The sequence below is a fragment of the Peribacillus sp. BM1 genome (genome assembly GCF_056679975.1).
Genome location: NZ_CM155259.1, coordinates 431,661 through 456,313, shown reverse-complemented (window position 1 = coordinate 456,313; position 24,653 = coordinate 431,661). Strand labels below are relative to the sequence as shown.

Genomic DNA, 24,653 nt, shown 5'->3' with positions numbered 1-24,653 from the left:
GTAGTCAAACATAAAAAAGGGATATCCCTTAAGAAAAGGGTTACCCACCAACTACTATAAATATTTTATATGAAATATAGGTAAGGCATGAAAACTGTGTATGGTATAGGAGATCAGACCTGTTTAGGCTAACCTTCCAAACCATTAGCCTCTTTTTCGTACATGAAAGTTATCGCTGATTAACAGCCAATTTTGCGGGAAAGCGAGCCCAAGCTTCCAATAACTCATTCCGCGGATCTTCAGTTCTTTTAGTAAGTCAAACTTAGCCTGAATGGAACGGGCGTCTTCAAACCAGACTTCATGGTTTTTGTTTTCGCTATCTTTGTATGTGAAAAAAGGTGCCTGCTCTTCATAATTATATTGAATTTCGGCTGAGTGCTCTAAAGCTAACTGTATGGCTTGCTGCGGACTGACGGCTTTTGCGATTGTTCCCTGAACGAAAGGAAGTGTCCAGTCGTAGCCATATAAGTTTTGACCCATGAGAATTTTTGATGCAGGCATCTCTGTAATGGCATACTCAAGAACGTCTCGCACGGGACCAATGGGTGAAACGGCACGCGCAGGTCCACCACTATAGCCCCACTCATAGGTCATAATCACAACAAAATCAACAATTTCTCCATGAGCTTTATAATCATGCCCTTCGTACCAAAGTCCTTTTTGATCCGCGCTCGTCTTAGGTGCAAGCGCCGTCGAAAGTAACCAGCCTTCTTGTTGAAAGCGTGCTTTTGCTTTTCTTAAAAAACGATTATAAGCTTCTCGGTCTGCTGGTCTAAGGAACTCAAAATCAAAATGAATATCTTTAAAGCCATATTTTTTTGCTGTATTTACAATATTATTTAGAAAGGTATTTTGAATGGTCATATCATTTAAAAGTATCCTCGCTAGTTCATCGTTGAATTGGTCATTCTCCTGATTCGTAATCACCATCATTAAGACATTTCGATTGTTTCGGGCAATGGTTGGGAAGTCATCAAGAAGTGGCTCTTTCAATGAACCATTGCGAAGGGCCTGAAAGCTAAAGGGAGCTAAGTAGGTTAAGTAGGGTGCTGTTTCTCTGGCGCTACTTATCAAATTAGGGCTAACTGTCGTTCCGCGCGGTTCCACATAACCGTTAAATTCCGCTGTTCTTTTTGGTTTTGCAGGAATATATAATCGAAAACCGACAGAAAGTATTTGATTGACTGATAGCTGGTTAATTCGTACAAGCTCTTGAACAGGAATACCTACCTTTTGTGATATAGATGATAAACTATCTCCCGGTTGAACGAAGTAATAACTGCCTACGATGGGTATAACAAGAGCCTGCCCTACGACAAGGCGATCTGGATTTTCCAATTGATTGGCTTCACTTAAACGGTTAGCAGGCACACTATATGCTTCGGCGATGCTCGTCAGTGTTTGATTTCGCTGGACTACATGAATTTGCAAGTGCATAACCTCCTGAAAAAAATGAGCGGATTATGAAATATACCCGTTGTAAAAAGTTTATGATAGAGAAACCATTTCATGATGAAAATTGTTTCCGCAAATTCCCATTCATATAAAAATAAAATTTACAAATAATTAATAACAGGAGGTGATAAACATGGCAAATAACAATAACAGCAATAACTTAGTCGTACCTGGAGCTGAGCAAGCACTAGAACAAATGAAGTATGAAATTGCTAGTGAATTTGGCGTGAATTTAGGAGCCGAAACTACAGCGCGTGCAAACGGATCTGTAGGTGGAGAAATTACAAAACGTTTAGTGCAAATGGCTGAGCAGCACTTAGGCGGTTACAGCAAATAATTAAATATAAATGGATGAAAGAAGGGGACTTTAGTTCCCTTCTTTTTTGTAATAGGTAGGTATGAATGAACGGATAGACGTTTCACCTTATCCCACGATTAACGGGCAGTAAGACCCTACCTAAAAAGCTTTTGAGGAACAAAGAAGATAGGTGAGGGATGAAGAACCCCCCCACTGATGGAAGTTTCAGTTTATTATAATTAGATTAAAAACAACAAATTAATTAGACATTATCTTTAGTGGGAGGTACAATTTATTTTGTGAATAGAAGCCGTAATAAATGAGGTGGAAGAAATTAATATGTGGGAAATTTTTGTGGCGATTGTTCTTGGACTTGTTGAAGGGTTAACGGAGTTTGCTCCAGTTTCTTCTACAGGGCATATGATTATCGTCGATGATTTGTTGTTTAAATCAAACGAGTTATTTGGAAATGAAATAGCGAACGCGTTTAAGGTTGTCATTCAATTAGGTAGTATTTTAGCAGTAGCTGTTGTTTTCTGGGATAGGATTTTGGATTTATTAGGTCTTCGTAAAATGAAAAATGTAGATAGACCGAGCGGGGAAAGGCTTAGTCTTCTGAAAATTATTGTCGGTTTAATCCCGGCAGGTGTACTAGGCGTTTTATTTGAAGATTACATAGACGAGCACTTATTCTCAGTTAAAACAGTGGCAATTGGTTTACTAATCGGTGCGTTCTTAATGATTGCAGCCGATAAAATCAAGCCGAGAATTCAAACAGCAACGGTAGATGAAATTACTTATAAGCAAGCATTAGGGGTAGGTTTAATTCAATGCTTGTCACTTTGGCCTGGTTTTTCACGTTCAGGATCAACTATATCCGGAGGCGTTCTGCTTGGGCTAAGCTATCGAGCAGCAGCTGATTTTACTTTCATTATGGCTATTCCGATTATGGCCGGTGCCAGTTTATTGAAAGTTGTCAAGTACTGGAGCTTCTTTTCACTAGATGTGTTGCCATTTTTCATCGCAGGTTTCATCAGCGCCTTTATCTTTGCTCTAATCTGTATCCGTTTCTTCTTAAAATTAATTGAAAAAATTAAGCTAACACCATTTGCGATTTACCGAATTGTTTTAGCTGCGATCATTTTATTTATTTATTTGTAATACATTTGTGTAATTCTTTATTATCTTGGATTCCCCATGGAAAATTTAGAATTAGTACATGGAAAAACGAACCTTCACCTCTTTTAACAAGAGGTGGGGGTTTTTGATTATTAAAGGTAGTTCTGACAACTCCCACCGCTAAAGCAGTGGGGTTCTAGGGTACCCATACACTTTTCAACGATACCCTTATCTTTCCTTACAGAAAGAGTTTCTATCGAAGCACTGGTGTATGTTCTCCTAGAACATTAACGGACGTATTGCGTATAGCAAGGCACTTCGCCAAGCAGGCTCACCAGAGTGCGGAACCCCTTGTATGCTTCTCGTTCCGACTTCTCTTGGGCGTTGTCACGACCAATCAGATTTGTATTTATGCGACAAACCAACGCAATGTTGGACTAGATAATTGTTTTAAACGGGCAATCTCACGATTATGCAGTTCAACAAAGTTTTCCCACCCGGCGTTGCATAAGTCTACGTCAACGGAATTGAGCGCTTCAACTGTGTTTCCGATTAAGAAAGCACTATATAAATCACGTTGGATAAGACACTCTCCAACATCATTCCACCGTTCTGAAAGTTGCTTCTTCGTATATTCACCAGTCAGATGATTGAACTGACTAGCCTTTGTAGCATAGGTATCTATTTTCTTCATGGACCGTCCTTGATAACCAAGCTTTCGGTCAATAATCGTTAGCAGCATAGCAGGGGCATGGTGAGCGATGGATTTACCAAACCGTTTCTTACGGTTAATCTTGCCGTTTTTCTTATTTCGAGTCGTTTTCTTCGCTCGTTTTTGCAGCGATTGAAATCGCATCATTTCCACTCGTACATCAGAACCAAGCGTTAAGATGTCGTTCGCTAACTTCTCATGCGACATTTTCCGTTGAACAGCGATTTTACGATACCTTTCTTTACGCTCATCACGAAGTTTGATGTAGCGGTTGGAATACGTCCACATCTTTTTCCCTTTTTTAATCATCCCGTTCTTATCATAGTTTTGAGGGTTGGTGGCACGTTTGGATCGGTCCATAGCCCGCTGAATATGACGAAGTTTCTTCTCATCAGCCTCGCACTCTGGTGCTAGTTCTCTCAATTGTACGGTTTCTTCACTGTTCATGGCGATCGTAGAGGAACCAATGTCGATGCCTACACGTTTGGTTTCATCAGCAGCAGTCTTACGATTTCGTTTTGTTGGCGGATAGCCTTCTTGAATGAGCTGCACGAAGTAGCGAACCTTGCCACGTACTTCACGCTTCAAAATACGTACATATTTGGTCTTATCCATCAAGGCTAGATGAGCATATTCATCATTCGCTTTTGGTGCAATAGGCATACAAAGCCAAGTCTTAGGATGAGGATGTTTCTTTGTTGGCTTATCGCCCCATAGTATGTAGCCATTTGCATAACGCAAGCCCGTCGTATTAGACTTATTTTCAACGGAAATATCATTACCAAACGCTTTGAAATGCACTTTTTTTGCCTTTCCAAAATGGAGTTTCTCTACGGCTTTAAACGCTCTTGTAGCCAGTTTTTGCGCTTCAAGGCTGCCGATATTTTCTTTGAATTGATGTTGAACCCCTTTCACGCAATCGTGCAAATGATATTCAGAAAAACCATAGGCTAAACGTATATCGGATAGCTGCACATCCCGTTCTTTGGATTTAGCTTTCTTAAGCAAAGCACGATATTTTTGGTCCGCTTTCACACGTTTATGTCGTTTAAGAGCTTCACCTAGACAAGAATTGTAGACATTCCGAGCCATCTTGAGTTTCTTTTCCAAACGATTTTGTTGCCAAACAGGAATAGAAAGCGGAAGTTCTATGGTATAAGTGGGTGTACTTTTTTTTGCCATCGGTTTTAGCTCCTTTCTACTAGGCTTGTTAAAGGTTGAAGTTATTGAAGAACAATTTATAAATTCATCATAGTACAAATGTTCGTATTTTTCAACAGGAAAGATAGTGGTACTTTCAAATGCTTGAAGCAACACAAATCTTAGAATTTATGTGGTACTTCGCATTTGGCCTCGCTATCATCCCATGTCTAAAGGCGGGCTAACACCCTGCATGGGCTTTCGCGCTCGGAAAATCTGTAAAAATAAACTTTGTCAGTAACGAAAGTCATGTATTATAAATGGATATTTATTGTTTTGAATTATCACATTTTTAAGTCTTTTTATTGGCGTGATATCGTACGAACACGTATAATATAGTGGAGTGATATCACGCTTACTTGAGTAATTTTATTCGGTTTTTAATGAATCTGTATGTAATCGCTTTCTTTTGTAAATTTCGATTACGTTCTTATACGTGTTTTGTAAATTTTTTATTCTGAATATTTACATTAAAATAAATAATATTACATTACAATTATTATAAAAAAGGATTGATTTTTTTATAATAAGTATTATTATTATAAGTATACAAAATAAATTTAGAGGTGATTCAAAATGACAAACCAGAAAAACCTTACAACTAGCTGGGGAGCTCCAGTTGGGGATAACCAGAACTCGATCACTGCTGGTCAGCGGGGTCCAGTATTAATTCAAGATGTACATTTACTTGAGAAACTTGCTCATTTTAACCGTGAACGTGTACCTGAACGTGTAGTTCACGCAAAAGGCGGCGGCGCGCATGGTACATTCACAGTAACAAATGACCTTTCTAAATACACAAAAGCAAAACTATTTAACGGCGTTGGGAAAGAAACTGACATGTTTATCCGCTTCTCATCAGTAGCAGGTGAGCTTGGTTCTGCTGATACAGCACGTGATCCACGCGGATTCTCTGTTAAATTTTATACAGAAGAAGGAAACTATGATATCGTTGGGAACAATACGCCTGTATTTTTTATCCGCGATGCCATTAAATTCCCTGACTTCATTCATACACAAAAAAGGGATCCAAGAACACATTTAAAAAACCCTACAGCTATTTGGGATTTCTGGTCTCATTCACCAGAATCTCTTCACCAAGTAACCACTTTGATGTCTGATCGTGGGATTCCAGCAACTTGGAGACATATGCATGGATACGGAAGCCATACCTTCAAATGGGTAAATGATGAAGGACAAGCTGTTTGGGTGAAATATCACTTTAGAACAGAACAAGGTGTCAAAAACCTTGATGTCGATCTTGCTGCAAAAATTGCTGGTGAAAACCCAGACTATTATACAGAAGATCTTTTCAATGCAATTGAAAAAGGCGATTTCCCTGCATGGAGACTATATGTGCAAATCATGCCTTTAGAAGATGCGGATACATACCGCTTCGACCCATTCGATATAACGAAAGTATGGTCACAAAAAGATTACCCACTAATCGAACTTGGCCGTATGGAATTGAATCGTAATCCTGAGAACTATTTCGCTGAAGTAGAGCAAGCTACATTCTCTCCGGGAACATTTGTACCAGGTGTTGAAGCTTCTCCAGACAAAATGTTACAAGGACGTATATTCTCTTATGGTGATGCACATCGTTACCGCGTTGGTGCCAACCATAACCAACTTCCAATTAACCGTCCAAAAGTAGAAGTGAGTAATCATCAACGTGATGGTTTCATGGCTGCAGACGGAAACGGTGGACGTTCTGTCTACTACGAGCCAAACAGCTTTGGTGGACCAAATGAAGTACCAGAGGCAAAATTAACTCCATTTGAAGTATCAGGACAAGCGGCACAAGTAGCTTATAACAGTGATGATCATTATACGCAAGCTGGTGACCTATACCGTTTACTTAGCCAAGAAGAACGCGCTCGTCTAGTTGCTAACATTGTTGGAGCAATGGAACCAGTGGAATTAGAAGAAATTAAATTGCGTCAAATCGGCCATTTCTATAAAGCTGATCCAGAATACGGTACTCGTATTGCTGAAGGCCTTGGCTTAGCAGTGCCACAAGAAGTGTAAGAATCACTCGCTTTATTCTCTTATATGGACGAGGGTATCCCCAAAAAAGGGTCTTGATCTCACGCTCTATACACCGTTTATTGTGTCATGTACACATCATACAAACGATATATAGTAGACGTGGGGCCTGATCTTTTCGTTATGGGGATAGCCTCGTTTTTTTCTTTTTAGAGGTTGTTCAAAAGTCCTATTCAGATGCTTCTCGAATTACACCAAGCTCTGTCTCTGGACTTCACATAATTATATAGCAGGATTGCTCCTCAAACTTCTTGGCTCATTTGTGGAAAAAAGGGTCGGGGCTTCGCAAAATCAGCTACGCACCGCCACCATCATAAGGTGATACAATTTGAGAACCTGAACCTTTTTCATCGCTTTAGTTTTAGAGCAGACACTCATGGATGTTTTTATCCTCTTTCTTAAACCAGCACTTCTAGCAATATGCCTTCTACTATTTGCTAAATCATTTTTTTTGCATCTCTTATAGAAAATTTCGTAAGCTATTGAAAATGGCTTTATATCTTCATCTGTGTGAATGGTTACCCCAACTAAACGCTGTTAACATACCGGTAAGTTTCACTGATATTTCGTTGATCGGGGAATGATTTCAAAAAGAAAGGCGACAAGGTGTAGCTAGATTTCGCTGATACCTTCTAACCAATAGTTTCTAGTTTTTTTCGCGGAAATTTAGGGTAAAGTGTCATACATCCTGTTAAACTGAGATACATATAGAGTAAAAGATTTTTTAAAGTGAGGATTTCATTCAATGATAAAAAAGATAGTGCTTCTAAGTAGTTTACTTATTTTCTTGGCTATATTAGTATACGTTTCATTTGGTAACAAAATAAATCGGGTAGAGCATGTAACAATTGTGGACAAGTATTATCCAGAATCATCTGATGGGAAAGCTGTTGGTTATAAAACGGATAAAGTAATCGAAGTATCCAAAAACGGAAAAGGCTATAATTGCGCGATGGAATTCGATAATGGGAAAATATTGGAGTTAGACTGCAGTGTAAACGTAGATTATAAAATTGACGAAAAAGTGTTTGTTACAAGTGATGGGAATCAGATTACAGAAATTCGTAGAAAGAAATAAGGGGGAGATTATTGGAATGAAATCGTATCATTCAAAATACTAAATAGCATGATAGACTTTTCGGAAAAAACGAATTTATTAGGAATTTAGTAGCTTAATTCTAGTAAATTTTTCATAATGATAGTATGATTCCCTTATATAAATTCATTATCTTATGTAAGGGGAGTTGTTAATGAGTCGTTTGAATTGTGTATTTAGAACTAGTCTTTTAGTTATCCCGGCCTCGTTTTTGATAGGATTAGTAGTAACTCAATTGAATAGTTTAACTGGAGTTAACTTTTGGATGACTCTTGTCGGTCTGACGATCGTTGGCGGAGTATTAGCAGTTGTGTCTTCCATAATCAATTATCAACGATTTGTTATACCGATTGGCTCAATTAATCAATTTTTAGAGCAATTGGCCGATGGTGAGATGCAAAATCGGCTTAATCCGAAAGAAGTCGGTCTTTTTCATTCGGTGGCAGATAGCATCAACAAAGCTACGGATTCTTGGGGGAATGTGCTTGCTAAACTCCAAGAGGCATCAAAAAATATGGCTGCTTATACAGAGGATTTGGCTCAAGGAGCAGAGCAAACGAATCAAGCAACTGAACAAATTACAGATATAATTGAAAATATTGCCAAAGGGGCAGGAAGTCAAGTAGAAGGAATGCATCAAGCTTCTGCAACGATTTATCAAATGTCTGCTAGTTTATCTCAAGTGTCTACCAATGCCGTCACAGTGACAGAAAGCATGGATGAGACTTTGAAAAAAGCAGATACTGGTTCCGTAACGATTGAAGTAGCCAGCAAACAAATGGAGTCCATTCATTCAAATGTAACTGAATTAGCTCGAGTGGTACAAGGTTTAGGCGAGCGTTCGAATGAAATTGGTAAGATTTCAGAAGTCATTACAGGAATTGCTGCACAGACGAATTTACTTGCTTTGAATGCGGCTATTGAAGCAGCTAGAGCAGGGGAACATGGAAAAGGCTTTGCGGTTGTTGCGGATGAAGTGAGAAACCTAGCTGAACAATCTGGACAGGCGACAAAACAAATTAGTGAAATCATTTCTCATATTCAAAAAGAAACGAATGAAGTTGTTGGAACGATGGAAGCTGTGAACCATGAAGTTGGCGAAGGAATTGAAGCGATGAGTGGTGCTGGAGATTCGTTCTTGCAGATTCAAGAATCCGTTAATTTTGTCTCAGAACAAGTGGAGCAGGTTTCAGCTGCTATCCAGCAAATGACTGCAGGAACGGGGATGGCTGTATCGTCAATGGACACGATCTCGAATGTTGCAGCGGAATCCGCAAAATCAACTCAAAGTGTATTAGCGGCGACGGCAGAACAAGCAGAATCAATCAAGGAAATTAGCTCCTTTGCTGGTTACCTAAAGAAACAAGCAGGGGAATTACAGGAAATGATCTATACATTTAAGCTATGAGAATGAGTGCCTGTGTAAAATAGGCGCTCTTTTTCATAGCTTGGGAAACTATATGGAATGATTCTTCTCTTATCAAACGGAAACGAACACATGTTCATTTTTCCATAATTCTATAGAGCTATATTTACTTTTTCACATTCCTTTCACTTTAGGTATAGGCTTACAAATGGAGGGATAAAGATAAATATTGAAGTGGTTTCCATATGTTTGGTTTTATTGGGTATTTATGGATCTTTTGCGGTATTTTCTCTATTTGCTTGTGAAGTTTGAAAGGGAATGGATGGATAAAAAAGAGATAGAGTACTTGATTGAACGTTTAAAAAGAAATGAAAGAGAGTAGTAAAAATAGGGTGTTATACCAGGGGATACTTTACTAAGGGGGATTATTCATTTGAAAGAAAAGCAATTAGTAGAAATAGAGGAATTACAAAAGGTGTGTGAACAAGGCAAATTTTCTTTAAAACTAAACTGGGATACATTGCGAAGCCGGGTGGGAAAAGTGGGTGAAGATTTCTTCCATTATGAGGGTGACAGGTTGATCGGATATCTTGGGATCTATGATTTTGGAGGAAAAATTGAATTATGCGGAATGGTTCATCCAGACTACCGAAGACAAGGAATTTTTACAAAACTAGTAGAGAAGGCACTTGTGACAGCGAAGAAACGGGATCCAAGGGCAATCTTGTTAAATGCTCCAGCCGATTCCCAATCAGCAAAGGATTTCTTAGCTGCTCTTCCATGCCGATTTGACGTAGCTGAATATCAAATGAAATGGCAGGAAAAAGAGCTTACAGATCATGAAGGCGTTACACTCCGTTTATCTACAGAAGTAGATAAAGCTATGGAAATTCAATTAGACGTCGATTGCTTTGGGTTTTTACAGCATGAAGCAGTTGCCTATTACAAGCGGATAAAGAAAGAACGCTTGAACACGTTTGTGATTGTGTATGAAGATCAAGTTGTTGGGAAAATTCGTGTTGAGGAAAGTGATGGGGAATCTTGGATTTATGGGTTTGCCATTGCTCCTGCCTTTCAAGGAAAAGGTATTGGCAGAAAGGTACTTAAGCAAGTGATTCTAAAACAGCAGAAGAAGGGAAATCCTATCTATCTTGAAGTAGAGGCAACGAATCCAGCAGCGTTAAAACTTTATGAATCTTGTGGTTTCAGAAGCTATCACCAGCAGGATTATTATTTGTATAATGGATAATAAGAAAACCTCGAGCCGATGGCGCCTACGACAATAGAGGTCAGATCCCATTTCCCAAGATGAAAAAAGAGTAAACCTTTCATAATCGCAGGTTTACTCTTTTTTTTCTAACCAACTTTGTGCAAATCCTAACAACACCGAACCGACAAGCGCCCCCCAAAAAGATGTTACCTCAAATCCGCTTACAAGCAGGGAGGCGAGGGTAAACGTTAACGCATTAATCACAAAAGAAAACAGCCCAAATGTCAAAATGGTAATGGGGAATGTTAGGAGGTGCAAAATAGGTTTGACAAGAAAATTAACAATCCAGAGCATAAAGACCGCTAATAAAGCACTGCCGTAGGAGTCAATGGATATAGAGTCAAATAGCCAGTCAATTACGAGTAAAACTAGGCCACTTATTAAAAAGCGTATAAAGAAAGTCATGTTATAAGCTCCTTAACGTTGGAATTCTTTCTTTCGATCATTATTACTATTCTATTAGCAAAATCCCTTTTTAGAAGAATACACGTCATTATTCTAATTGTCTAACTCTGCGCATTATTCCTTATAGACTTCTCCGTGAAGAAAATGTCAAGGGGTGAGTTCGGCGCCTTTACTCACCTCTTCCTGCGTTGAAACTAACTAGAGGGCAAGACGAATGTCTACTCGAAAACATCATGATCCCCCTGTCGTTAACATTGTTTTCATTTTCCCAAATGAGTCTCAATAAGACTGCTTAATTTCTTAATAGAGTGTAAAAGCTTTGGATGAGAGTATGAATGTAAAGAAGTAAGTACGCTTTCAATGATAAATTCACGTGGAGCCTGTTCCTGCATGAGTTCTTGTTCAAGGAAGCTTAGCAACTCGAAAAGTTTCGAGTTGTCATTTTCAGATTGGATATACTTCTGAGCTGTGCTTTTTAAGGTATGGATTGTCAAAAGTAGCTCTTCTTGAAGAGATAGCGGCCCCTCTTTATGATCTGGTAGCCATTGCTTTAATAATTCTGGATAGAATATCTGTTCACCTTGTGTGGAAACATCTTGGACAATATTAGAAATTCTGTTAAAGCTATAGCGGATCAAATTTGAAACCTGGTACCCATCATGCCCTCGATTAATAACAAAATTAACATGCATCATATGATGGAGCATCCCTTCAAACAAGATTGCGCAATCTAACAAATAAGGTTTCTTTTCTTCACCAAAAATATCGATGAAGCGATGATATAGCCAACACATACCTAACAGTTTCATCCGTTGAATGGATTGTCTTAATTCAAGTTCATTTGATACGAGTACTTCTTCAATCAATGTGAATATGTTGTTTTTTTTGTTGGAAATTAACTGAACTTCAATTTGTTTTATGAAGATATCCGTGTCTTTAGTGCTTTGTCCAATCATTAGCTCATTACGTTCTTTTTCCAATTTTTCATGCATGCTATTGAAGATTGCAATCATTAATTCACTTTTAGAGGAAAAATAATTATAAAATGTACCTTTCGAAATGGCGCTATTTTCAAGGATGTCTTGTATGGATGTAGCTTGATACCCTTTTTCGATAAAAAGCCGATGGGCTATATTGATCGTATGCTGTTTTCGACTGTTCATATTGGTCCCCTCCGTTCCACGTTGGACAATTGGTCTTTTAACGTATATTACCCTAAACTTTGTTGGACTAATAGTCTGTACTGTTTATGATAATGGTGTTGGTCGGTAATATGCAATAAAACAAACTGTGAATTCTGTGAGGAAAGCTGTTGTTGTCTCCCTTATTCCATCAGAGTATAATGGGGAAGGCTTGTTATGAACGTGGATTAACAGCGATTCTCTAACAGTAGTGAGGTAGGGTATGAAAAAAAAAGTTGTAGACATTTTTATCATTTTATTAGGTGCTTTTCTTTTTGCTTTAGCAGTAAACTTATTCGTGATTCCGAATGAAATGGGTGAAGGCGGAGTTGTTGGGATTACAATCATTTTATACTATCTTTTTCAATGGTCCCCTGGTCTTGTGAGTCTACTATTTAACAGTTGCTTACTGATTGTCGGATATAAGTTCTTAAGTAAAATGACAATTATCTATACGATTATTGCGGTGATCCTCCATTCGCTTTTCCTCCATTTAACGAAGGACTGGAGTATTGATTCGGATGAAATGATGGTAAATGCAATCTTCGGAGGAGTTTTTGCGGGGGTTGGGATCGGTTTGATTATTCGGGTTGGCGGCACAACCGCTGGGACTACGATATTGGCAAGAATTACGAACAAATATCTAGGTTGGAGCATCAGTTATGGTCTTTTGTTTTTTGATTTAATTGTTGCATTATCTTCCTATTTTATCATTGGGGCAGAGAAATTGATGATGACTATCATCATGTTGTACGTAGGAACCAAAGTGATGGAATTTGTCATAGAAGGGGTCAATCCAAAGAAGGCCGTTACGATTATTTCGAGCGCACCAGATGAGATTGCCAAACAAGTTAATGAACGGATGGACAGAGGAGTTACGGTTTATTCTGGACATGGCTACTATACAAAAACACCCAAGGATATTCTTTATATCGTCATTAGCAAACAAGAAGTCGTTAAGCTTAAAAAGATTGTTAAGTCAACTGATACGAGTGCATTTATAGCCATTCACGATGTCCGTGATGTTTTTGGAGAAGGATTTATCGATATTTCAAAAACTTAATCTGTCAGAGGTGTCACCGAAAGTATATCAACTCCTGCATTGTTATCGCGCATAAAGTGAAACTTCAATCAGTGGGGTTTTCTTCATCCCCACTGATTGTTAGTTGAACCAATCGGGCTTTTACTGCCCGTTAATGCGGGATAAAAAGTGAGCTAACATTTTCATATCTTGCGCGTCTTAAAGAAAAACAATTCAGTAAATAAAGCTGGCTTGTTTTTTCTTTTTATATAAGTGTAGTAAGATAGATAAGTAAATGACTTCTAGAGGTTTGGGGTGGAAAAATGTTGAAGACCAAGTATATGATAGGAATTGATATGGGAACGACGAGCACAAAAGCTGTTCTTTTTTCCAGAGCAGGAGAAGTGATTACTTCTTTTACAAAGGGGTATCCTCTACATAGTCCGACTCCCTCGGTGGCAGAACAAGATCCTGAGGAAATTTATCAAGCAGTTGTATTAGCCATTGGTGAAGTAATGAAGGCAGGCGGGATTAAGAAAGAAGAGTTAGGGTTTATATCGTTCAGTTCTGCGATGCACAGTGTTATTGCTGTTGATTCTAATGGACTGCCGCTAACGAACATTATTACCTGGGCAGATAATCGAAGTGTCAAATATGCAGAACAGCTAAGAGCAACGGAACAAGGACATGCATTATATCGCCGTACAGGAACGCCTATTCATCCAATGTCTCCGATTACGAAGTTGATGTGGCTTCGTCATGAACATCAGGAAATATTTGCTAAAACGAGTAAGTATTTAGGGATTAAAGAATATATTTTCTATAAATTTTTCAATGAGTATGTGATGGATTATTCGCTGGCGTCTGCAACAGGCATGTTTAATATCAATGATTTGACATGGGATGCAGAAGCATTAAGCATAGCTGGAATCGATGAGGAGAAACTTCCTAAGCTTGTACCGACAACGTATACTACATCAGGTTTACATAAGGACCTTGCCGAACAGATGAATATTGCAGAAGATACTGTATTTGTCATTGGTGCAAGTGACGGAGTCTTGGCTAATTTAGGACAAAATGCGATTGAACCAGGCGTACTTGCTGTATCAATTGGGACAAGCGGTGCGATCCGAACAGTTAGTGACCGACCGTTGACGGATCCGAAAGGTCGAACATTTTGTTACGCTTTAGTGGATAATCTTTGGGTGATTGGTGGTCCTGTTAATAATGGCGGGATTACGTTTAGATGGGCTCGAGATCAATTTGGCCGCGCTGAAATTGAAGCAGCTAAAGAGACTGGCCAAGATCCGTATGAAATCCTAACCGACATGGCTGCAAAAATTGCACCTGGAGCGGACGGTCTCATCTTCCATCCTTATATGGCAGGAGAGAGAGCACCGTTATGGAATGCTAATGCCAGAGGTTCGTTCTTCGGTCTTGCCCTTCATCATACAAGGGATCATATGGTAAGAGCGGTTCTAGAAGGTGTGATGTATAACCTATACAGCGTGCTGCTTGCGGTGCAAGAGTTAGCTGGACTACCGAAAAAAATTCATGCAAGTGGCGGATTTGTCCGCTCAAAGCTATGGCGTCAAATTATGGCTGATGTGTTTAACCAAAACGTTACGATACCCGAAAGCTTTGAAAGCCCAAGCTTAGGTGCTGCTGTACTTGGTTTGTATGCATTAGGTGAAATTGATAGCTTAAATGTGGTTTCAGAAATGATTGGCGAGACAAACGAGCTCGTACCAATTGCACAAAACGTTGAAGTGTATGAAGAGCTGATGTCGATTTATTTATCAGTCAGCCGTCAATTAGAAAGCGATTATGGCCGCATTGCGGATTTCCAGCGCCGTCATTTAGAATAAATGTTGAGAAGGAAGAGTCTGACCTCGCCCTTTAAATCAGTATGTAGTGTTTCATTCACGTATCTCATACTGTATTTAAATGTTGCGGGGTCTGCCCCTTTGCCTGTGGAACAACACTTATAAGGGTATGCTGATTCCTTAAATATCTAAAAAACCATTCGAATTTTCCGAATGGCTTTTTAGATATTTTGAAATGGAATACGACTACCTTTAGAATTATGAAAAATCTCTATTTAAAGATCTGTATTAGGAAAATGCAGGGATTTAACATGAGTAAGTTTTAAATACACGGTTTCTCCACTTGCAATGGCTATTTCCAACAGGTTATCTTTTACACCTTTTAACAATCCGATTTTCATTGGATCTCCTCCACCATCAATCACCACCAGTTTTCCCTCTCCCTTTTTTAGTTGGTCTTCGAAGGAGCGCAACAAAGGGGTGTTAGAAGGATTAACAGGCAGGCTTGTGTTACTGAGAGTATAAGGAGTAATGTTTTTATTGTATGGGGTAATCCATTTCAAGTGTGATAGGGAAATATACATCGTTTTAAAAACTGGTGAATAAAAAACAAAGTAATCACTTAAGACGCTGAGAATATAGCCGTGGAAAGTCAGATTGCCAATCACAGAAATTTCCGCAAACATTCCTTTAGCATTCGTTAATATTTTACGATAGGAAATGGATTCCGTTTCTTCAGCTAATGACGACTCTGTCGGTTTATCAACCTGGTCATCCGTACTACTATTAAGTTGGAGGCTACGGACATGAAGCCAAGGGATATAAAAAAACTTTTGACCATCATATAAGATTAGTATATCTGAACCTACATCTGTAAGAATTCCTTTAAAATAGCTTTTCTTTGTCAATTCTATATAAACATTATCTCCAATTAATTCCTTCATACTGCTCAACAAAATCTCCTCCTATTTTTAATTGATTGAATTTATTAGGTCATTATAATTAGGATTGAATAATAGACATAGTGTTACAATTGTGGGCAAGGGAATGACAACTATGGGGACACTTAAATAAACATTTCATTTTGTTTTAGTATATGCATCCAAATAAGGGGTGCAAGTGTAACAATAGTTAAAAAGGGTTTCAAACCAGATTGATGAAACATGTTTTTGGAAATGAGTATTAGGTTTTAGAAAATACCTATTTTTATTGATCTTTCCTCCTATATCCAGGCTGTTTTCGCACACTTTGTTGCTTTTCAATTATATTTACCCTAACAACCTGGGGTGATTTCCGTTGCAGGTACTCGCTTTCCGTGGGCGGTCTCCAAATTCTCCTCATGCGGGGTCTCCCTCAACACGCTTCTCTAAGCAGGAGTCTCGCATATCAACTACAATCAACATTTTCTCGACTGTTGTTTTGCTAATCACAACAAACTTTACGAAAAGAGCCTGTATCAACGATTGTAGCCTTATACATTTTTCCAATATGTTGTCTGTACCTCTATGAAGCGAAGACGAGTTGTATCCAGTTATATAACAAAAATAAGGTTACAATTACTGTTGGTGGAATGACAATTAATGATACACTTAGATAATCTTTCCATTTTACTTTGATCTTATTTTTCTTTAAGATATGCATCCAGATTAAGGAGGCAAGTGTCCCAATAGGCAGTAATAATGATCCTATATCGCTTCCGATAATACTTGCAAGATATATGGTCTTCAGCGTGATGGGATCCAGGTTCATTTCTGTTAACGTAATGGTTCCAATCAACAAGGCGGGATGATTATTAAAAAGGTTAGATAATATGGAAACTAATCCCCCCATGATGAAACTTGCATGGAATAATCCCTCCTTTACAATCGGTTCACATACATATAAAAGTAGGGCTGTTAATCCTGAGTTGTGAAGGCCATAAATGAGCACATACATGGAAAAAGCGAAAATCAGGATGTGCCAAGGCGTTTTCTTCAATATATCAATAGGATTTGTACGTAAGTGGTACCATCTCCATATAAGCAACACGAGTGAACCCAATACCGCAACAAACTCAATTGGTATCGCAAGGAAAGATGCGACAAAGAGCGAACAGCGCATGACAAAGACAAACAGCAAGATCTTTAACATGAATTTTGTGCGTTGACGTTTGGAATCGACTGAAATTTGTCCTTTTAAAGGATGAAAGTTTTTCGTGAAAAATATGTGTTCAATGTCAAATGCTGAATTTGGTAATTGTTTTGGCAGTTTCCGTTTTACCACTACATACATTAACCATGACATAAACAATAATCCTAACGATGACGGGATAAACATCATCGCAGTATGCATGTAAAGCGTCATGTTAACAATTTTCAATGCAATTAGGTTCACAATATTACTTACCCCGATAGGTGCGCTTGAAGCTGTGGCAATAAGTGCTCCAGTTAAAAGGTAGGGAATTTGCTGATGGGGTTTTAACTGCAGATTTTTGAGGAGTAGAATTAAAATTGGGGTAGTGATTAGGATACTGCCATCGTTATTAAATAATAGTGTCATCAAAAAACATAACAACTGAATGTACCAGTATAGCCGATAGCCTGAACCTTTAGCTAAAATGGCAAGTCGTGCTGCTGACCAGTGAAAAAAACCGAAGCTTTCTAGAATAACAGCCATAACTATTGTTGAAATAATAGTGATTGAAGCGCCGCCAATCTTATGGATAATGTCTAGAACATCAGCACTTGATACAACGCCTGTTAATAAAATCATCGCTGCGCCAATTGATGCTGGCCACGCTTCGTTGATGCCTTTCGGTCTCCATAAGATTACTGCCGTTGTGATAAGGAACACAAAAACTGAAATCATGATGTGAATATCCATTGTAATGTATTATACCTTCCTTTCTAAAATCTCTTAGTATCTAATTGAGCGACAACTAATTTGGGATCTTGCCAACATTATAGAAAGTTTGTACGTAAGGTCCTTCCTAAAAGAGTTTCAAACTAGATGGATGAAACTTGTTTTTTGAGTGAGTTTTGGTTCGATTTTTAGAGAAGATATAACCTTGGTTCTTTCCTTCCAAATCAAAGATTGTAGCCTTAACGTTCATTTTTTTCGACATGTTGTCTGTACTCCTACTAGAATAATCCCTGATTCAAACGATGCTGGACAAACATTTACCCTTCTTGGATTCCAAAATCTAATTAACATTGACAATAGGAACACCAAAGCAGCTATGGATGAACAATCTACTTGACCTTCAATGATTGGACATTAGATACTACATGTCCGATTACTCATATGTATATTCATCCCTACTGATTAATAGCTGGATATGCGACTAGGTTTATTAAAATGTGTGTTTGTCCTTCTAGTAAAAATATCTTGTAAAGGTGAGTGACTAGTTGTCTAAATGAAAAATGTGCCCACCGCCCAAGTTAGATAGACAATTGAAATTTTTAAAATTAGACTGGTGGATATACAAATTTCATCGAATGGATAGGAAACAAGCGGGTATCTCATAAGGGGCTACCCCTTTGATTTTTCGGAGATGGATAGCTAAACAAGAACAAAATATTATTTAACATTTTGAATAAAAATTTATAGCTTTTTTTGTGCAGATACTCCTTATCGGAATTTGCAAGAGTTAATCTTAGAAGTAAAATCAAGAATATAGCTACCTACTCTCCATCATTACAAGTGACAGACATATAGAAAATAAGTTATGTTGTCATTTCTTCATACTTTATTTAAGATTTTACTTTGAACCAAGGAAAATGGGGAAAAAAGAGTAATCTAAATATAGACTAAATTACTCTGTTTTTGACTGATTTTTGTTCATTCTACGTTAGCTGCTTAATTTTGCTTGCAACTTTTTCTATAATTAACTAAACATCTGCAAAAGGAACCCCTCTTACAAGATCTTTAAAAGGACTATCACTTTTCATGCTCTGACAAAAAGTCACGCAATCGTTGTCTCACACTTGGCCATTCATCATTTAGAATGCTATAGACCATGGTGTTTCTCATCGTTTTGTCTGTTAATCTTTTTTCTCTACGTAATCTACCTTCCTCCACAGCGCCCAAGCGAAGAATGGCCGCACGTGATCGTGCATTTCGTTCGTCTGTACGGAACTCTATTCGGCCTAATTTCCATGTCTCAAAGGCGTGTTGCAAAAGTAAATATTTGCATTCAGTATTGACAGCTGTCCTCCATTTAGACGGATGATACCAGGTTGATCCAATTTCTAAGCTTCCATTATCAAACTGGATGTTTCGATAAGAAGTGCTTCCAATAACCTTGCCTGTTCCGTTTTCAATCACAATGAATGGATATTGCTTCTCCTCTTCCATCGCGCGCAATCCTTGATTCATATAAGCGACAGCATCTTCACGAGAATAAATCTTCGTCACCAACCAGTCCCATATCTCAATGGGTTTGGACGCTTCATAAAATCCTTCGAAATGTTCTTCAGATAAAGGCAAGAGTGTAACGTTTTTCCCTGTTAATTCGATGTATTCCATACGAATCTTCTCCTTTTTTTAGCAAGTATGTTAGCATTGTAATAAAAAACTGGTTCTGGTATAAGAATCAGATTGGGTCTATTTAATAGAACCAGTTAGGAGAACGAGATGTTTGAAATGACCCCGCATTTTCAAAAAGTAAAAAAACACCCTTTGTATCTTCAACTTTATGAGTATATTAAACAAGAAATACAAGAGGGAAGGATTCAAGCTGGAATGAAATTGCCTTCAAAACGAAAGCTGGCTGTTCATCTGAACCTCGGTTTGAATACGGTGGATGCGGCTTATCAGCAGCTAATCGCAGAAGGTTATGTAGAAAGTGAGTTACGAAAGGGATATTTTGTGGTCGAGTTTGAAGGGGATGTTATAACGAAAAAGGACCCAATCCCCCCACAGCAATCCAATATTCCAGAAGTAAAGCCAGAATATAAGATTAACTTTAATCATGGAATAGTGGATATGGTACACTTTCCTTTCACTGTCTGGCGGAAATTACTTGTGAATACGTCCTGTCAGCATGAGTTATTCATGAATGGAAATCCTCAAGGTGAACGAAATCTTCGTGCGGCTATTACTGATTCTATTTTTCAATCAAGGGGAGTACGCTGTTCGCCTGATCAGATCATTATTGGAGCGGGTACACAATATTTGATGCAGCTACTTTGTTTGCTCCTTGGTAAGAATAGAACCTTCGCGATGGAAAACCCAGGCTTTCACAGAGTTCGCCAAGTATTTCAAGATTTTGAAAGGAAAATTGAAGGAATCCCATTGGACGATGATGGGGTAACTGTCGAGCATTTACGGCGCAGTCATACTGATATTGTTTATGTAACCCCTTCACACCAATTTCCAACCGGCACGATCATGCCGATTTCAAGGAGAATGGAATTATTGAAATGGGCGAGAGAAAAGCAAGCTTATATTATTGAAGATGATTATGATGGGGAATTTCGTTATGTCGGTAAACCAATCCCTTCCTTGCAAGGGCTTGATTCGGATAACAGGGTCATCTATTTGGGGACGTTTTCAAAGGCGTTCATACCATCCATTCGAGTCAGTTATCTGATTTTACCACCTGAGTTGCTGAAGATATATCATCAAAAATTTAGAGGGTACAAGCATACCGTCCCGCGCATCATCCAAGAAGCCCTTAATCAATTTATCGAGAATGGCCATTGGGAACGACACCTAAACAAAATGAGAACCATTTATCGAAAAAAGAACCATATTTTGACCGAAGTAATTCAGCAGCATTTCGGGGATCGCGTAACTGTAATTGGCGAGAAGTCGGGGTTGCATATTCTTCTGCAAATTAATAATGGATTGTCTGAAACGGAGCTTGTGGAAAAAGCATCGCAAGTAGGCGTGAAGATTTACCCTACTTCGCTGTATTATGAAAAAGGCAAATACAGTCATGAACCAACTGTCTTATTAGGCTATGGGGGACTATCACATGAAGAGTTGCAAGAGGGGATTTTGTTGTTGAAAAAGGCGTGGTTTTAAAAAAGTAAGCAGGTGATCGGATGAAAGTCATCATTACCATCCAAAACACATATGGCGTTAAAACGCCACCATTTACCATAAAGCATACTACACTCACCTAATCACAATGGTGGCGGTGTGGAGTCGGAATTTGGGATGCTTTCTCAACTCAGTATACCTGATAAATAAATTGGCTATATTCGTAAGTCGCAAAGCCCCGGCCCCATGTCCCTCATACAAAAAAAGAGACCTTAATCAGATCTCCACGCTCATTTATGATAAAGTTCCTTATAAGCGATAACTTTTAAAGCAAGTAGTTCTTCTTCAGATAACTTTCCTTGAAGGTCTGTAAGCACTTCTTCTTTAGATAGTGTTCCATCTTGAGCTTGCGCTTTTATGTCCAGAAGTTTAGTTATGCCGACCTTTTTGACAAGAACACGCGTCGCTGCTTCTTTTGTCGTGAAAGGCAATGAACTTTCGTCAACAGATTCCGCTTCTTCTACGAATTGTTTCAGCTCTGGGTCATTTTCGATAAATTGCTTTACTTCTTCTGTTTGTCCATTTTTCTCTAGCTCAGTTGAAACAGCATCCATCAATTTTTGAGAGGCCATGTTTGTGCCGTAATAATAAATGGCATACCCAGCAACACCTACAAAGACTACTAGCACTACAATGAATAGTAAGAACTTCTTCATTGTCTCACTCCTAACTTAGAGATTACTATACTATAAATAATGGAGATAGAGAAGGATATCATTAGTCCCAGTTTTTACAAAATAGTGCCGTTACATATGCCCCTTACGTAATCGACTTCTTTGATCAGGACCATTGGTTTTTGATTATCCTGAATTTGTTGAATGGTCATTACAATAAAGTTATTTAAAACTCTTACAATGTTATTCCGCTAAGACCTCTACCATTTGTTTTTCTTTCCACATAACTGTAATACCGAGACCAACGACCAAAATAACAGCAGCGAAAAGGTAAGGATAGTGGATGTTTACGTCAAATAGTATTCCGCCTATGGATGGCCCGACGATAGTACCTAAGCTCGTATAGGTTGAGTTCATTCCAGCGACAAATCCTTGCTCTTTCCCGCCAGCTTTTGACAAAAATGTCGTCAATGCCGGACGAAGCAAGTCAAATGCGAGGAAGATGAAGCAAGTTACCGCCAGTACTGCTACAAAGCTAGAGACCATGGTGGACGCCATCGCCAATATGGCACCTATAATTAAACATAATTGGATCAGTTTCTTTTCACCGAGTATATCTACCATTTTTCCAAACATAAATACTTGCACAACAACTCCGAAGATTGAGCTTATCGTAATAATAGCTGCAATGTCCTTTGGCGTGAAGCCGAATTTATGATCAGAAAATAGGCTGAAGACCGTTTCATATGCTGATAAACCGAAAGCAAGTACAAATACAATGATAAAGGCAATAAAGTAACGCGGATTCAGTGATTTTTTTAAATCGCCTATAAAGTTTGTTTGCTTAGTATCAGCAGAAATTTCTGCAAGCTGTTCCTTTGTTAACGGTTCTTTTAAAATAAATATTGATGAAATGCATGCTAAAAAAGCAATGACTGCCGCAACAAAGAAGGGCACGCGTATACCATATTCTGCAATAAAGCCACCGATACCAGGTCCTATAATAAAGCCCGTGCTAATGGCGGCAGAAATATAGCCCATCGCTTTTGGCCGTTCCTGAATGGAAGTAATATCTGCAACATATGCCGTAACACCTGGCATAATGAAGGCAGCACTAAATCCCCCTAGAATCCTTGATAGATAAAGCACCGATACGTTCGTGCCGGCACCAAAGATAAGTTCTGAAACACCAAAAAGGAATAAGCCGATAATGATGATCTTCTTTCTGCCGTAACGATCAACCCAGCGTCCTGCGAATGGTGACATAAGTAGCTGTGCTATCGCAAAAACGGCAACAAGATAGCCCATCGTACTTCCTGATAAATGCATGATATTCATAAAAGACGGCATAACGGGGATGATGAGTCCAATTCCTAGAAAGGCAATGAATAAATTGCTTAGAAGAATCATTAAGACCATCTTTTGTTCTTTAATTGGTTTCTTCATGTATGAACACCTCTTTCTGTATGAATGATTGATGTGAGATCCCTCTCCAAAATACTGTCCAAGAGGCCGCTAATTTAGCCTTCAACCGTTTGTCATCATTGCCGTATACAAGTTCTAGCATAATGGAATCGACTACACCTAAGAAAGCAAAGGTCGGCGTTATTGCTGCATCACAGACGATTAATTTAGCGTTGATCCAATCCTGAAATTTACTTTCCAACATCGCCTGTACCTTTTCCTCGATATCGATTACTTCCGCTTCGATTGCTTGTGCAAGATGTGCAGGCGGAAAAAAAGACATGCGTAGCCAAAACTTTAACTGCTCACTTTGTTGAAAAAGTTCGATGACCAATTGTAGAAATCCGTATAAATCTTTTTCAGGATTATTTGAACCAACTTTACTGAAATATTGGCGTTTTGAAGATAGCTCTGTCTGTTTCGCATCACGTAAAACTTGAAGAAAAAGATCATCCTTTCCTTTAAAGTGGGCGTAAATGGATTGCTTTTTCATGCCGACTTCTTCAGCTATAAGAGAAAGGGATGCACCTTCATACCCGTGAATTGTGAAATATTTTAGAGCGGCCTCCTTAATTGCATTGTTTTTCAATACTATCACCTCAAATCTAACGAACGTTCGTCAATTAATTAGTTTAGCAAATAAAGGAAGTATAAACAAGTGGAAAATTATATTTAGAGGGAGATATACTTTAAAGGTATTTCACTATATTAAGCGGCATAAAAGTGTTAACGACCAAAAAGAATGAACAATGCTTATGAGATGCCGATTCCGTGTCTTTGGGGTGTAGTTTGTAGTTGAGTTGTGTTTCGTTGACATTTACACTACTTTAATATATTATTAATTCGAGATAAATAAATTAACGATAAAAAAGGAGAGTTACAATATAATGAACGTATTAGTAGTAAAAGCAAATAACCGTCCAGCAACAGATGCTGTATCAAGTAAAATGTATGAAACTTTCATGGAGAACGTAGAAGGTGTTAACGTAACAACTTACGATGTATTTGCAGAAGATATGCCTTACTTTGGTCAAGATTTATTCAACGCCTTCGGTAAACTAGAATCAGGCGAAGAAATGACAGACGTAGAACAACGTATTTTAGCTGCCAAACAAAAATCAATGGATGCATTAACTGCAGCAGACGTAGTTGTATTCGCATTCCCATTATGGAACTTAACAATCCCAGCTAAATTACAAACTTTTATCGATTATGTATACCAAGCTGGTTTCACATTCAAATACGACGAAAATGGCCAATTAGTAAGCTTAATGACTGACAAAAAGGCCGTTATTCTAAGTGCACGTGGTGGTGTTTACTCAACACCAGAAGCAGCACCTATGGAAATGGCTGCTAATTATATTAAAAATGTTGTTGGTGGCGTATTCGGTATGGCGATCGAACAAGAAGTTATTATTGAAGGTCATAATGCAATGCCAGGTCAAGCTGAAACAATTATCGCTGAAGGTTTAACAAAAGTTGCAGCTGTAGCAAAAAGTCTTTCAGCAGTGACGGCTTAATAAATCTGTATAGATGAAATCTTTGAAAAG

The 24,653-nt window shown here is 38.4% G+C and carries 20 protein-coding genes; 10 read left to right on the top strand and 10 right to left on the bottom strand.

Annotated elements, in window-relative coordinates; all coding sequences use genetic code 11:
• Positions 1–144: 144 nt before the first annotated feature.
• Positions 145–1,431: a glycoside hydrolase family 18 protein gene (locus AC1MGI_RS02295; RefSeq protein WP_480348196.1), complete on the bottom strand. Its 1,287-nt coding sequence runs from the start codon at positions 1,429–1,431 to the stop codon at positions 145–147.
• Positions 1,432–1,588: 157 nt separating this feature from the next.
• On the opposite strand from AC1MGI_RS02295, the gene AC1MGI_RS02290 reads away from it, so the two are divergent.
• Together AC1MGI_RS02290 and AC1MGI_RS02285 are read left to right on the top strand one after the other, a co-directional pair.
• Complete coding sequence (locus tag AC1MGI_RS02290) at positions 1,589–1,792, top strand: alpha/beta-type small acid-soluble spore protein (RefSeq protein WP_062185941.1); 204 nt, start codon at positions 1,589–1,591, stop codon at positions 1,790–1,792.
• 294 nt (positions 1,793–2,086) lie between these two features.
• Positions 2,087–2,914 (top strand): undecaprenyl-diphosphate phosphatase, encoded by an 828-nt coding sequence (locus AC1MGI_RS02285; RefSeq protein WP_480349677.1) that lies wholly within the window; start codon positions 2,087–2,089, stop codon positions 2,912–2,914.
• A gap of 367 nt (positions 2,915–3,281) precedes the next feature.
• Here the strand turns inward: AC1MGI_RS02285 and AC1MGI_RS02280 are convergent, their stop codons facing one another.
• A complete protein-coding gene (locus AC1MGI_RS02280; RefSeq protein WP_480348193.1) occupies positions 3,282–4,766 on the bottom strand; it encodes a nuclease/transposase family protein in 1,485 nt (494 codons plus the stop codon).
• 594 nt (positions 4,767–5,360) lie between these two features.
• On the opposite strand from AC1MGI_RS02280, the gene AC1MGI_RS02275 reads away from it, so the two are divergent.
• The 4 genes from AC1MGI_RS02275 to AC1MGI_RS02260 all read left to right on the top strand — a co-directional run bounded on the left by AC1MGI_RS02275 (position 5,361) and on the right by AC1MGI_RS02260 (position 10,544).
• Positions 5,361–6,815 carry a catalase gene (locus AC1MGI_RS02275; protein WP_480348191.1) on the top strand — a complete coding sequence of 485 codons (1,455 nt, stop codon included), beginning with the start codon at positions 5,361–5,363 and terminating at the stop codon, positions 6,813–6,815.
• 763 nt (positions 6,816–7,578) lie between these two features.
• On the top strand, positions 7,579–7,911 hold the full coding sequence (locus AC1MGI_RS02270; RefSeq protein WP_480348189.1) for a hypothetical protein: 333 nt from the start codon (positions 7,579–7,581) through the stop codon (positions 7,909–7,911).
• Between the two features lie 172 nt (positions 7,912–8,083).
• On the top strand, positions 8,084–9,337 hold the full coding sequence (locus tag AC1MGI_RS02265; protein ID WP_480348188.1) for a methyl-accepting chemotaxis protein: 1,254 nt from the start codon (positions 8,084–8,086) through the stop codon (positions 9,335–9,337).
• Positions 9,338–9,728: 391 nt separating this feature from the next.
• Positions 9,729–10,544 carry a GNAT family N-acetyltransferase gene (locus AC1MGI_RS02260; protein WP_480348186.1) on the top strand — a complete coding sequence of 272 codons (816 nt, stop codon included), beginning with the start codon at positions 9,729–9,731 and terminating at the stop codon, positions 10,542–10,544.
• A 93-nt stretch (positions 10,545–10,637) separates the two neighbouring features.
• Here the strand turns inward: AC1MGI_RS02260 and AC1MGI_RS02255 are convergent, their stop codons facing one another.
• A complete protein-coding gene (locus tag AC1MGI_RS02255) occupies positions 10,638–10,970 on the bottom strand; it encodes a phage holin family protein (RefSeq protein ID WP_480348185.1) in 333 nt (110 codons plus the stop codon).
• A gap of 260 nt (positions 10,971–11,230) precedes the next feature.
• Positions 11,231–12,133, bottom strand: a complete 903-nt coding sequence (locus AC1MGI_RS02250; protein WP_480348183.1) for a TetR/AcrR family transcriptional regulator — start codon at positions 12,131–12,133, stop codon at positions 11,231–11,233.
• A gap of 241 nt (positions 12,134–12,374) precedes the next feature.
• Here AC1MGI_RS02250 and AC1MGI_RS02245 point away from each other — a divergent pair, with 241 nt between their 5' ends.
• Positions 12,375–13,214, top strand: coding sequence for a YitT family protein (locus AC1MGI_RS02245; protein ID WP_480348181.1), 840 nt, complete (start codon positions 12,375–12,377; stop codon positions 13,212–13,214).
• 281 nt (positions 13,215–13,495) lie between these two features.
• The gene (gntK, locus tag AC1MGI_RS02240; protein ID WP_403075342.1) at positions 13,496–15,040 is read left to right on the top strand and encodes a gluconokinase; all 1,545 of its coding nucleotides are present in this window, start codon (positions 13,496–13,498) and stop codon (positions 15,038–15,040) included.
• A gap of 233 nt (positions 15,041–15,273) precedes the next feature.
• Here gntK and AC1MGI_RS02235 read toward each other — a convergent pair whose 3' ends face one another.
• From AC1MGI_RS02235 to AC1MGI_RS02225, 3 genes are all read right to left on the bottom strand, one after another.
• Positions 15,274–15,942, bottom strand: coding sequence for a DUF2642 domain-containing protein (locus tag AC1MGI_RS02235; RefSeq protein WP_480349676.1), 669 nt, complete (start codon positions 15,940–15,942; stop codon positions 15,274–15,276).
• Between the two features lie 559 nt (positions 15,943–16,501).
• On the bottom strand, positions 16,502–17,860 hold the full coding sequence (locus AC1MGI_RS02230) for an arsenic transporter (RefSeq protein WP_480348179.1): 1,359 nt from the start codon (positions 17,858–17,860) through the stop codon (positions 16,502–16,504).
• A 1,056-nt stretch (positions 17,861–18,916) separates the two neighbouring features.
• Positions 18,917–19,504 (bottom strand): GNAT family N-acetyltransferase, encoded by a 588-nt coding sequence (locus AC1MGI_RS02225; protein ID WP_480348178.1) that lies wholly within the window; start codon positions 19,502–19,504, stop codon positions 18,917–18,919.
• 108 nt (positions 19,505–19,612) lie between these two features.
• Between AC1MGI_RS02225 and pdxR the strand changes: the two genes are divergently transcribed.
• Entirely contained in the window at positions 19,613–21,007 is a 1,395-nt protein-coding gene (gene pdxR / locus AC1MGI_RS02220) for a MocR-like pyridoxine biosynthesis transcription factor PdxR (protein ID WP_480348177.1), read from the top strand.
• Positions 21,008–21,255: 248 nt separating this feature from the next.
• Here the strand turns inward: pdxR and AC1MGI_RS02215 are convergent, their stop codons facing one another.
• From AC1MGI_RS02215 to AC1MGI_RS02205, 3 genes are all read right to left on the bottom strand, one after another.
• A complete protein-coding gene (locus AC1MGI_RS02215; RefSeq protein WP_480348176.1) occupies positions 21,256–21,681 on the bottom strand; it encodes a hypothetical protein in 426 nt (141 codons plus the stop codon).
• 201 nt (positions 21,682–21,882) lie between these two features.
• Positions 21,883–23,085, bottom strand: a complete 1,203-nt coding sequence (locus tag AC1MGI_RS02210; RefSeq protein ID WP_480348174.1) for an MFS transporter — start codon at positions 23,083–23,085, stop codon at positions 21,883–21,885.
• Complete coding sequence (locus tag AC1MGI_RS02205) at positions 23,069–23,692, bottom strand: TetR/AcrR family transcriptional regulator (protein WP_480348172.1); 624 nt, start codon at positions 23,690–23,692, stop codon at positions 23,069–23,071. Before AC1MGI_RS02205 ends, AC1MGI_RS02210 begins: the two co-directional genes overlap by 17 nt.
• Positions 23,693–23,990: 298 nt before the next feature.
• On the opposite strand from AC1MGI_RS02205, the gene AC1MGI_RS02200 reads away from it, so the two are divergent.
• Positions 23,991–24,623: an FMN-dependent NADH-azoreductase gene (locus tag AC1MGI_RS02200; protein ID WP_480348170.1), complete on the top strand. Its 633-nt coding sequence runs from the start codon at positions 23,991–23,993 to the stop codon at positions 24,621–24,623.
• The last annotated feature ends 30 nt before the right edge of the window (positions 24,624–24,653 follow it).